Genomic DNA, 8949 nt, shown 5'->3' on the forward strand with positions numbered 1-8949 from the left:
AATAAAAAATCAAGTGTGTCCTTCCTGCTTACTCTCTTTTGCAAGCAGAAGTGTTACTGCTAATACATAATGACCGAAGCAAGGCGGCGAATGCTGTCCGAATACTGCCGGGAAAAGTGACCGAGAGTGGGTGTTAGAAGGGGGAAGCCATCGAAACGGTTTCCCCTGCTGCTGTTAGACAAAGCGTATCTGGTACCTATCCGTCATCCTGAGGTTAAACTTGGTCTCCCTCATGATTACGTACCACTGCCGATCAAGCTCGAGTCGGCAAGGGATGCCACGATCACCAACGCGCATTTCAAAGCATTCGCCGCAGTGAATTGCATGCAAACGGCCGCTAAGACGAATCATCCAGCATGCCCCGTCCCGGTCATAAGCCATCTTCAACCACCGGCCCGTCATGCGAGTTCCCCCTGAATGACGCGTTTGATCATATGATCGTCGATGATGCGATGTTTGTTCTGCGAACCGTAGATCAGGCTGTGCGTACACACCTTGTTGATTAGGCGCGCGGCGCCGCTGGAGAAACGGAACACATCGTCAATCGCCGCCTCCGTGAAGGCGTCGTGCCCGGCCCCGGCGTAGGTCAAATGACGGGCGATGTAGGCCCCGGTCTGCGCCCGGTCGAAGTGGACCAGCTTGCATTGCAGACCTTACGGGGGAATACCCGCAGGAACGGAATCGGCAATTAAGAGGAAGCCGCTGTCAAATCTGGCGCCGCCCGAACCAATTCGAATCGGAAAGTATGGCATGTTACGGAAGACGTTTCTGAAGAATGAACGCAAGGGTTCTTACGCCCATCTGCTGCTGTCGGAGCAGTTGAATTTACATCTGGTGGAAATCGACCGGACAGCGCGGGAGCAAGTGGATTGGTCAATGGCGCAGTTGTTGGAACGACACCCAGCCCCGGATAAAGCCGCTCATCCATTGGACTGGACAAGTCATATGAACTGCCTGAAGCAACAAGTAGAGGAATTAGTCTTGAATGAGCTTGTTTACAACTGAATAAGTATGGACGGAAAACGGAAGGCTGCGGCCTTCCGTTTTGTCATGAGCGAAACCTGACCGCATGCTCGTCCGGTTCCCGCTTTCACACTGCTTCGGGGTGGGTGAAGATGCTGGGCATGATCTGTCCCCTCTTTATCCCGGCGGGTGCCTTTAGGGGCAACGAGCAACGTTGCTGCGAGCAAAGTTTAATGTTTCTGTAAGGAATCTTTTACGTCAATTCAGTAGTAGGTCACAAGAGATATTGCTTTTGCCTGTTTGGATTGACTTTTTGTTGCTACAAATATATATTTATTGTGGACACAAAAAGCGAGGTGAAGGGATGCCGTCCAAGAAGATAGGGCGTCCTCCATCAGACAAGCCCAAAAGCGAATTGATTCGAGTACGGGCCGATCAAGAGATTTTAAGCAAGCTTGATGCTTGCACCGAAAAGCTCAAAACAACCCGTTCCGATGTTATTCGCAAAGGGATTGAAAAGGTGTATGACGAGCTCCAAAAATAAAGAAGGAAGCAGCGTGAGTCCCAAGAAGAACACCGCTACTTCCTTGCCCGCAATCGCTACATGAGCAGACTGCATAAATATCCTACCATGTGCAGGAATCTCATTCAAGCGATGCGATAACAATGATGGGAGGATGACCATGAAATCGATTCTGGAAGGCCTGTACCGCGGACAACTTCATCCCGAGGAGATCATTGTGCCGACTCATCCTGAATATCGGCCGTTAAGCCGACAACTTGGTGCTATGACTGAAAAATGGAGAAAGGAACTCAGCGACGAGATGTTTCGTGAGCTTGAGAAGTATTCTGATCTATGTGTGAGCATGAACAGCTTGCATGTTGAAGCTGCCTTTGTTCATGGATTCAGACTCGGCGCCAACATGATTATTGAAGTCATGAGTAGGCGTGAGGAGTTGGTTCCGAATGAAGCTGCGGGCCTGTCATTATAATGAATGCAACGACGTTATGACGGTTGTATTTGGGGACGGAACAACACTTCGCCTCAGCTGCTCCGAGATCGAAGTAACTTATGACATGCATGCATCGGCGCGTTCTCATTTGATCTGGCTTAAGGAAAATGAACCGTTTGCTTATGCCGAGTTGGTTCTCAATAACAATTTGAAGCGCTACGCCGAGGAATACAGCCGGGAATACCTGAAGCAGCAGAATGAACTCGCCGAGCAACTTGAATCTCACTATCAAGATAAGGCATATGCGCAGGCTATTGCGAGAGAAATCATGATGCGCGGCGATTAACGCCAACTTTCATTGAGGGAATCGTAAAAGGCAGAGGTGGCTTTCGGTCAATCAACCGCAAGGACGGATGACAATCGAAAGCATCGTCGCTGGATGCTTCCCTCATTCTTTTTCCTGGCCGGTGTCTTTTAGGCAACCTCGGACGATGTCCGAAGTTGCAGCAAGCACTGAATTTGGATGGCCACCAAATTCGCTTGTTAGGGGCGAAGCCCCTAATACCCCTCTTGACAGCCAAGATTCATCCAATCATTCCCCGTCGTTTTTGAATCAGTTTGAAATCATCGATTCACACTTTCTTCCGATACAGTGAAGTTCGATAGCGTCACTTCGCACATCGCCGGGGGCTTGGGGGCGCAGCCCTCAACAAGCGAATTTGGGAGACCAAATTCAGTGCTTGCTGCAATTTAGGACAGCCTCCTAAATTGTCTCATGAGTACTTTCCGGGAACAACAGGAAGGGTTGCCGGAGTCAAGAGCGTTTCTTCGCGCGGGGCGGGTAAGGCGTTTTTTGATCGGTGCGGCCAAGTAAATAATCGACACTGGTTTGATGGAAGTCAGCTAATGCGATTAAAAGCGCTGTCGGAATATCAAGCTTTCCCCGTTCGTAATCACTGTACGTCCGCTGTTTGCAATTCAAATGCGCGCATAGCTGCTCCTGTGATAAATCCTTATCTTCACGCATGTTTCGTATTCGTTCGTAGACCACAAGCACTCACCTCAGGATGAGTATAGTTCAGTGGATAATCCGCTATTTACTTTCAGTGTGTTATACACTAGAATTTTCTATACACGCCTTTACTCATGCCAGGGCGAGCCAGAACGATGTGGTCGGCGAAGGGGGACATCATGGTGAAAGGAGTCGAAGAACTGCTGGCGCGTATCGAAAGCGTTCGCCGGGAACTGAATGAACAAGCCTTGCATGACAGTCTTCCAAGCCCGACGATCCTTGAAAAATCCAGGGAACTCGATCGTCTGTTGAATATGTATCAAGCGGTCAAAACGGGAGCGCCGCTCACGCAAGGCTGAGATCCCTGCTGTTTTTAAGGTATTCGTCACAGAGGTGCCCGATTTAGGCGCGAAAATGAAACGGTTAGTAGAGGGCTTTGTTTTAGGAAGCCCTCCGACTAACCGTTTTATTTTGGAGAGGAGAGCGAGAACATGAAGTCTCCCGTCTTTCGTGACGACCGGCATGAAGCTTTTTACTACCGGATGTTAGCCGAACGTCGTTGTACCAACAGCTACCATCGCGCTTTGTTTTACACGCTGGGGCTGTCGAAGGATACCCGCGCCCATATTCAGGAATTGTTCGACTTTTCTGATGGCGGCATCAAACCGGAAGGTCTGTCTGCTTCCTGGCAAACTGGAGGTTCTCTCCGTATCTGTCGTTTGGCGTTTAATCTCTGGAACGGCTGGAGCCAGACGGGCGAGGAACGGTATTCAACCCCGTATGAGCTGTTTGATTGCGAAGCTGCTCCCTACTTTTTTGAAGCAATTCGGCTGCGTTATCCGGAATATGCTCGCCAACTGCCACCCGCCATCAAGCCTCACGCTGAACGCACGCGGTGAGCTGTGTTTGGGGGATTTACGGAAGGGAGAGACACGGATGAACGAAGAGAAGCTTCCTTTGTCACCGACTCCGGCAGACCGCGACCGCGATCCGATACACGAGATGCAGTTGGGGAAAAGCTTGTATATCGTGCAATGTCACTTTATCGGTAATGAAACGCTCGGTGATAAAATCGAACGGCTTGTTTTGCGAACGTGGGAGGAAGAAGCGTTCAGAAGCCGATGAAACTGAAAGGGAATCCTCGCGGTTCCCTTTTCTCATAGACGCGGAACACCCTACCTCAACTTTACAAAAATCCGGTATACTGAAATCAGCCGATTTGTTGCTGGGAAAGGACGGAGGATGAAAAAACAACAGCAAACCAGAACCGCGATCTATTGTCGTTTGAGTCGGGACGATGAGCAGAGTGGCGAGAGCATGAGCATTGAAAATCAACGAATTTTGCTTCGGCGTTACGCGAAGGAGCACGGCTTTGAAGTGGTTGAGGTGTATACGGACGATGGCTGGAGCGGTACCAACTTTGATCGCCCCGACTTCCAACGAATGAAGCGAGACATCGAGAGCGGTGGGATTGATATTGTGCTGGTGAAGGATTTAAGCCGCTTGGGCCGCAACCAGATCGAAACAAGTCTGTGTATTCAGGTATTTTTTCCGGAGCATCAGGTACGCTTTATTGCCGTCAGCGAGAACATTGACACCGCCAAGGGCGAAGATGATTTCATGGAACTGCGGAATCTGTTCAATGAATGGTTCGTCCGCGATACAAGCCGCAAGGTCAAGAGCGGCTACCGCCAGCGGGCGTTAAACGGCGATTACACGGGAGCCTTTGCCCCCTACGGCTATCGCAAGGACGAGCAGAACAAGCATAAGCTGGTTCCCGATGAAAATACGGCTTCGGTTGTGCAACACATTTTCCGATTGGCGGTGGAGGGCTGCAGTCCTTATAAAATTGGCAGATTGCTGAGGGAAGATCGGGTTTTAACGCCACGCGCCTACCTGGCGGAGCAGCATCAGCGTTACCTGAAAGTCGTCAATACCCGGCATCCGTACGATTGGGGAGCAACGACCGTCAAGGCCATTCTCCAGAACAAGGCGCATCTGGGGCACATGGTGAGCCACAAGGCAACCAAGCCCTCCTTCAAGAAAAAGCGGGTGGTCGTCGTACCTCAGGACGAATGGATTGAGGTTCGGGATACGCATGAGCCGCTGATTGACGAAGAGACCTTTGCTCTGGCACAGAAGGTCATTCGGGTGAAGAAGCGCCCGACCAAAGAGGGCGAGCATCAAATTTTCGCGGGATTGCTGAAATGCTCGACCTGTGGCCAAGGCTTGTCCTTCGCTCGCGGCGGCAGCAGCAAAACCAGCGGCGGTAAGGGCGGACGCGGCAGCTTCGCCTGCAACCAGTCGAGAACACGCGGCAAAGCATATTGTAGCTTCCATTACATCAGCTATGTGGACATCTATGAGATTATATTGGCCGATATCCGGCGACATGCACAGACCTCCAAGGAAAAGGAAAACGCCTTTGCAGAAAAGCTTGCCACGTTGAGCCAGAACCAGCAGAAAAAGCAATGGCGAGCTGCCATGAAAGAGCGCGTCAGGTTGAACAGCCGGGAAAGCGAGCTGCAAACGATTCAGCGGAAGCTTTATGAGGACAATGCTTTAGGGAAAATCACTGATGAACAGTATGTGACGTTGTCACGGGATTTTACAGAAGAACAAGCACAACTGAAGGAGCGGATCAAACTGCTGGAAGAGCAGCTTAACCAGGCTGAGAGCAAGCAGGAAAACACGACTCGATTTTTGGAACTGGTGCGCGAGTACACGAATATGAAGGAATTAACAAAAGCGATATTGAATGAACTAATTGACAAGGTTGTTGTGTATGATGCCGGGAAGATAAACGGCAAGCGCGTGCAGCGCATTGATATTTATTACCGATTCGTCGGGTTACTTTCGTAATCATTTGAGGTGTTACCTCGTTAAAAATAGATTACTCCGTTGAGGTATACTGATCCTAGTGGGCATTGCGTGTCTCCGATGTTTGGAGGGGGAGAATACTGTGAGGAAATGGTTGATTTTGTTTATGATACAGCGGAATTTGTGCTAGACTACGCGGGGCCAGGTACTGGAGTTAAGTCAACCATAGTATACGCTGCAAAAAGTGGGAAGAGTATTGTTAGTGCGGTTAAATCAGGTGTTTCTAAAGGATGGAATAAGATAAAAGGTTGGCGTGGGAAAACGGATGAAGTAGTTCCAGATGTAGTTCCAGTACCCAACTTCTCCAACTATGCCACACTAGCCACGAAAAATTCTAACTCAATGGAGGTTGTCCTTGGAAAGTATAATGTTGACCTGAACGCTGTATCGTATGATAGAGTTGCGCAAGCTAGAGGAGCTACATTTTTTCACTTGGAAAATTGGGATGATGTGTCTCGGAAAATTGGTGCTGAAAAGATGTGGAATATCAATGAAGCATTTTTAAGTCAACAAGTCTCACTAGGTAAATCATTTGTCTTAACTCATGATCCCAAAGCGGCTACAGGTTATTTTCTAGACGAAATTAAGTTCCTTAGGAATAAGGGCTATGATTTTGTTCAGAATGGATCGGTTTGGACTTCAGTAAAAAACTAATCTTACAGGGTGATTAAATGCACGATGTTGAAAAAGCAAAAATGATATTTATTAAATACGGTGGAAGTCATTTTCATATGGAACGGAACGGAGAATTTGATTACTATAAAAGTTTTAATATCTTAAAACAGCAAGAAGTTGCATGGATTAAAGAGTATCAACGTGAAATAGTTGAGAAATTACAAGCTAGCACAGATGTTTCCTTGTACAACACAATGCTACCTGAGCTATTTCGTACAATTACACAATTCAAAATTGTCGACCATTTAAGTGTTCTAAACAAATTTATATTTAAGGATGTACAACAGTTGGATTCATTTACTCAATTAAGAGTGGCGGAAGGGTTCATAGGTTTGTTGGAATCGATTGGGAATAATAACGATAATACTATTTTGGAAATACGGCAGCACACAAAAGTAATGTTAGAAAATATAAGTAATCAATCTATGTCCGTTGACTCTTATTACAAAAAAATTGATTATTTAAAGGATGTATTAACAGATGATAAGATTCGGAGTCGAGTAAAATCTAGTCTAAACAAACTTAGTGAGAATCATTAATGGTACTATAATGCGATTAACCCTCGCGTCGTGGTGTTCTTATCTCTCAAGACCTTATACACACTCACCTGTAACATAAGAGCAACTCTCTAAGAACCAGTCCAACCGATTGATAGAAGGAACACATCAAGATTGTTCTCGTTATGTTACAGTCAATGGCGGTTCATCGATAACTGATCTTCAATAAATTCATACGATTCGCGGACTGCTTAACCCGATGGGTTAAGCAGTTTGTGTTTCGAATAGAAAAAAACCTTCAACACCGTACGTATAGATCAGCATGAAGGTCAAAGCAGAGAACAAACCCGTTATGAAAATCACGATCAATAGAACAACCGCAGCCAAGATCAATTGGGACAACTTCAACCGCAATAACTTCAGCCAAGTAGCGAATACATATTTCGAACATGCCACACTACAGAACGATAACTAAACGATATGACCAAAGACCACTTAAACTAGAGTGGTCTTTTCTATGGAATCGCCCGACATTACGTGCAACCGTGAAAAAACGGTAAGATCACCGTTCTGTGCCCGAGAGGTAGTAACTCACTCGAACCCGGCGAAAGGCTTCGCAGCACCTAAGCTCGTTAGTTACAAACGGTAAAGACTGTGTTTGCCGCACTTACTACCGCGGTATGTACGGTTGCCTATAGCGAAGAGGACATAAAAATCAGCATAAGCTGCTCCCTAGCCGTAATAAACAGGAACGAAAATAAGGTGTGCATCATGTTGTGGGGCGAAACTGAACACCCAAGTTATCAAACACAAACGCTATGTAGGTTATTCAGAGGAGGCGCAAGTCTATGATGAGAGGACAGAAACATGTCTGTGGGGCGAGAACCCGCAGCAGGACGAGCTGTAACAATCTGCCCATGAAGAACGGGAGATGTCGCTTGCACGGCGGCAAGAGCAAGGGGCCAAACAACCCAGCCAAATTGAGAGGAAATCGGAATGCAGTCGGTAATAAGGCAGCACTCACAACAGGGGAGTATGAGACGATCACGTGGGAGACGTTGACCGAAGAGGAGAAAGGGTATCTCCGAGAACAGTATCGCTTGCAACCCGATGAACGAATCGATCTCCCTTTGAAATGGAAAGTATACGAGTTGCCCGAATGATGCGACGGGCCAATCAGTGGGATGAGAATCCGAGTCAGTACTTCGAGGAACTTATAGCTGTTGAGAATGCCATCACCCGCGTATCCGGCAGAATGTTGACCCTTGTAGCAGAGATGAACGGGATACTCCCCAGTGATTTGAAATAATCGCATGAATTTGAAACTCCACTTAAACATTGCCCCAAATTCGTTATATATTCTATGCCACGGTGCAAGTACTCGCTTAAAGGAGATGGGTTTCCAGTGACACGAACTAAAAAATCGGAAGCTTTGCAGTACGACGAGTTAGCGGTCGCTATAAAACCGCTGTCGATCTATCACAAGTCATCAGCAGAAAGGAATGCCGAGAAGGTAGGGAGGTTACTACAGGAAGGGATTAGTCAGGGCGGTGCAGCTTATGGACAAGCGGTATATCAGCTGGCTCATTACTTTATTCAACAATGCGGCTACACGTACGGGGCCGCCAAACGTGAACTCCGCCAATGGACATGGGCGAAGTGCAGCACCAGTTTGTACGATCCGGAACGCGCAGATGGAATCATTAGCACCATTTGTTACACGCTCTGCTACAAGGGTATAAGGCCATCCCGATCGACCAGGCTCAAGGACGGAGAGTTTTGCAATGAGGACTTACAGGAAATTCGGCCGGTTGAACAGAAGCCGCTACGAGTTCTGTACGCCATCCTCTACCAGCATGGTAAGGTATTTGGAGATCGTTGCGGACGATTCTACATGACCTACCAGCAGATGATGGAGGCCGGTTCAGGCAGGAATCGATCACGGCTGAAAGCTCAAGTTGAGCTGTTA

Annotated in this window: 15 protein-coding genes; 12 read left to right on the forward strand and 3 right to left on the reverse strand. The window is 47.7% G+C overall.

Translation table 11 applies throughout. The features are described 5' to 3' along the window. Positions 1–174 precede the first annotated feature (174 nt). Positions 175–402, reverse strand: coding sequence for a DUF5348 domain-containing protein (locus PKO02S_RS30805; RefSeq protein ID WP_127588917.1), 228 nt, complete (start codon positions 400–402; stop codon positions 175–177). Beyond that, positions 399–590, reverse strand: a complete 192-nt coding sequence (locus PKO02S_RS30810; protein WP_246067649.1) for a general secretion pathway protein — start codon at positions 588–590, stop codon at positions 399–401. The genes PKO02S_RS30805 and PKO02S_RS30810 overlap by 4 nt, the downstream gene beginning before the upstream one ends. A gap of 49 nt (positions 591–639) precedes the next feature. Between PKO02S_RS30810 and PKO02S_RS30815 the strand changes: the two genes are divergently transcribed. The 4 genes from PKO02S_RS30815 (at position 640) to PKO02S_RS30830 (ending at position 2262) form a co-directional block, all read left to right on the forward strand. Continuing rightward, positions 640–1005 carry a TnpV protein gene (locus PKO02S_RS30815; protein WP_281280486.1) on the forward strand — a complete coding sequence of 122 codons (366 nt, stop codon included), beginning with the start codon at positions 640–642 and terminating at the stop codon, positions 1003–1005. A gap of 172 nt (positions 1006–1177) precedes the next feature. Continuing rightward, positions 1178–1507 carry a hypothetical protein gene (locus tag PKO02S_RS33520; RefSeq protein ID WP_246067650.1) on the forward strand — a complete coding sequence of 110 codons (330 nt, stop codon included), beginning with the start codon at positions 1178–1180 and terminating at the stop codon, positions 1505–1507. A 139-nt stretch (positions 1508–1646) separates the two neighbouring features. Next, positions 1647–1955, forward strand: a complete 309-nt coding sequence (locus PKO02S_RS30825) for a DUF6809 family protein (RefSeq protein WP_127588923.1) — start codon at positions 1647–1649, stop codon at positions 1953–1955. Next, positions 1930–2262, forward strand: coding sequence for a DUF6061 family protein (locus PKO02S_RS30830; RefSeq protein ID WP_127588925.1), 333 nt, complete (start codon positions 1930–1932; stop codon positions 2260–2262). Before PKO02S_RS30825 ends, PKO02S_RS30830 begins: the two co-directional genes overlap by 26 nt. 468 nt (positions 2263–2730) lie before the next feature. Here PKO02S_RS30830 and PKO02S_RS30835 read toward each other — a convergent pair whose 3' ends face one another. Then, complete coding sequence (locus tag PKO02S_RS30835) at positions 2731–2967, reverse strand: helix-turn-helix domain-containing protein (protein ID WP_246067651.1); 237 nt, start codon at positions 2965–2967, stop codon at positions 2731–2733. Positions 2968–3107: 140 nt separating this feature from the next. On the opposite strand from PKO02S_RS30835, the gene PKO02S_RS30840 reads away from it, so the two are divergent. From PKO02S_RS30840 to PKO02S_RS30870, 8 genes are all read left to right on the forward strand, one after another. Then, complete coding sequence (locus PKO02S_RS30840) at positions 3108–3287, forward strand: aspartyl-phosphate phosphatase Spo0E family protein (protein WP_127588927.1); 180 nt, start codon at positions 3108–3110, stop codon at positions 3285–3287. A 132-nt stretch (positions 3288–3419) separates the two neighbouring features. Next, on the forward strand, positions 3420–3827 hold the full coding sequence (locus PKO02S_RS30845) for a DUF6075 family protein (RefSeq protein WP_127588929.1): 408 nt from the start codon (positions 3420–3422) through the stop codon (positions 3825–3827). Positions 3828–3864: 37 nt separating this feature from the next. Continuing rightward, complete coding sequence (locus PKO02S_RS30850) at positions 3865–4053, forward strand: hypothetical protein (RefSeq protein WP_127588931.1); 189 nt, start codon at positions 3865–3867, stop codon at positions 4051–4053. Positions 4054–4170: 117 nt separating this feature from the next. Beyond that, positions 4171–5790 carry a recombinase family protein gene (locus PKO02S_RS30855; RefSeq protein ID WP_127588933.1) on the forward strand — a complete coding sequence of 540 codons (1620 nt, stop codon included), beginning with the start codon at positions 4171–4173 and terminating at the stop codon, positions 5788–5790. A 69-nt stretch (positions 5791–5859) separates the two neighbouring features. Then, positions 5860–6462 carry a hypothetical protein gene (locus tag PKO02S_RS30860; RefSeq protein ID WP_127588935.1) on the forward strand — a complete coding sequence of 201 codons (603 nt, stop codon included), beginning with the start codon at positions 5860–5862 and terminating at the stop codon, positions 6460–6462. Positions 6463–6479: 17 nt separating this feature from the next. Continuing rightward, positions 6480–7022, forward strand: coding sequence for a hypothetical protein (locus PKO02S_RS30865; RefSeq protein ID WP_127588938.1), 543 nt, complete (start codon positions 6480–6482; stop codon positions 7020–7022). An 809-nt stretch (positions 7023–7831) separates the two neighbouring features. Next, positions 7832–8143: an HGGxSTG domain-containing protein gene (locus PKO02S_RS34035; protein WP_373865256.1), complete on the forward strand. Its 312-nt coding sequence runs from the start codon at positions 7832–7834 to the stop codon at positions 8141–8143. 242 nt (positions 8144–8385) lie between these two features. Further along, on the forward strand, positions 8386–8949 hold a 564-nt coding region (locus tag PKO02S_RS30870), incomplete at its 3' end, for a hypothetical protein (RefSeq protein WP_164821796.1).

The sequence above is a fragment of the Paenibacillus koleovorans NBRC 103111 genome, from assembly GCF_004000845.1.
Taxonomy (GTDB): domain Bacteria; phylum Bacillota; class Bacilli; order Paenibacillales; family NBRC-103111; genus Paenibacillus_AA; species Paenibacillus_AA koleovorans.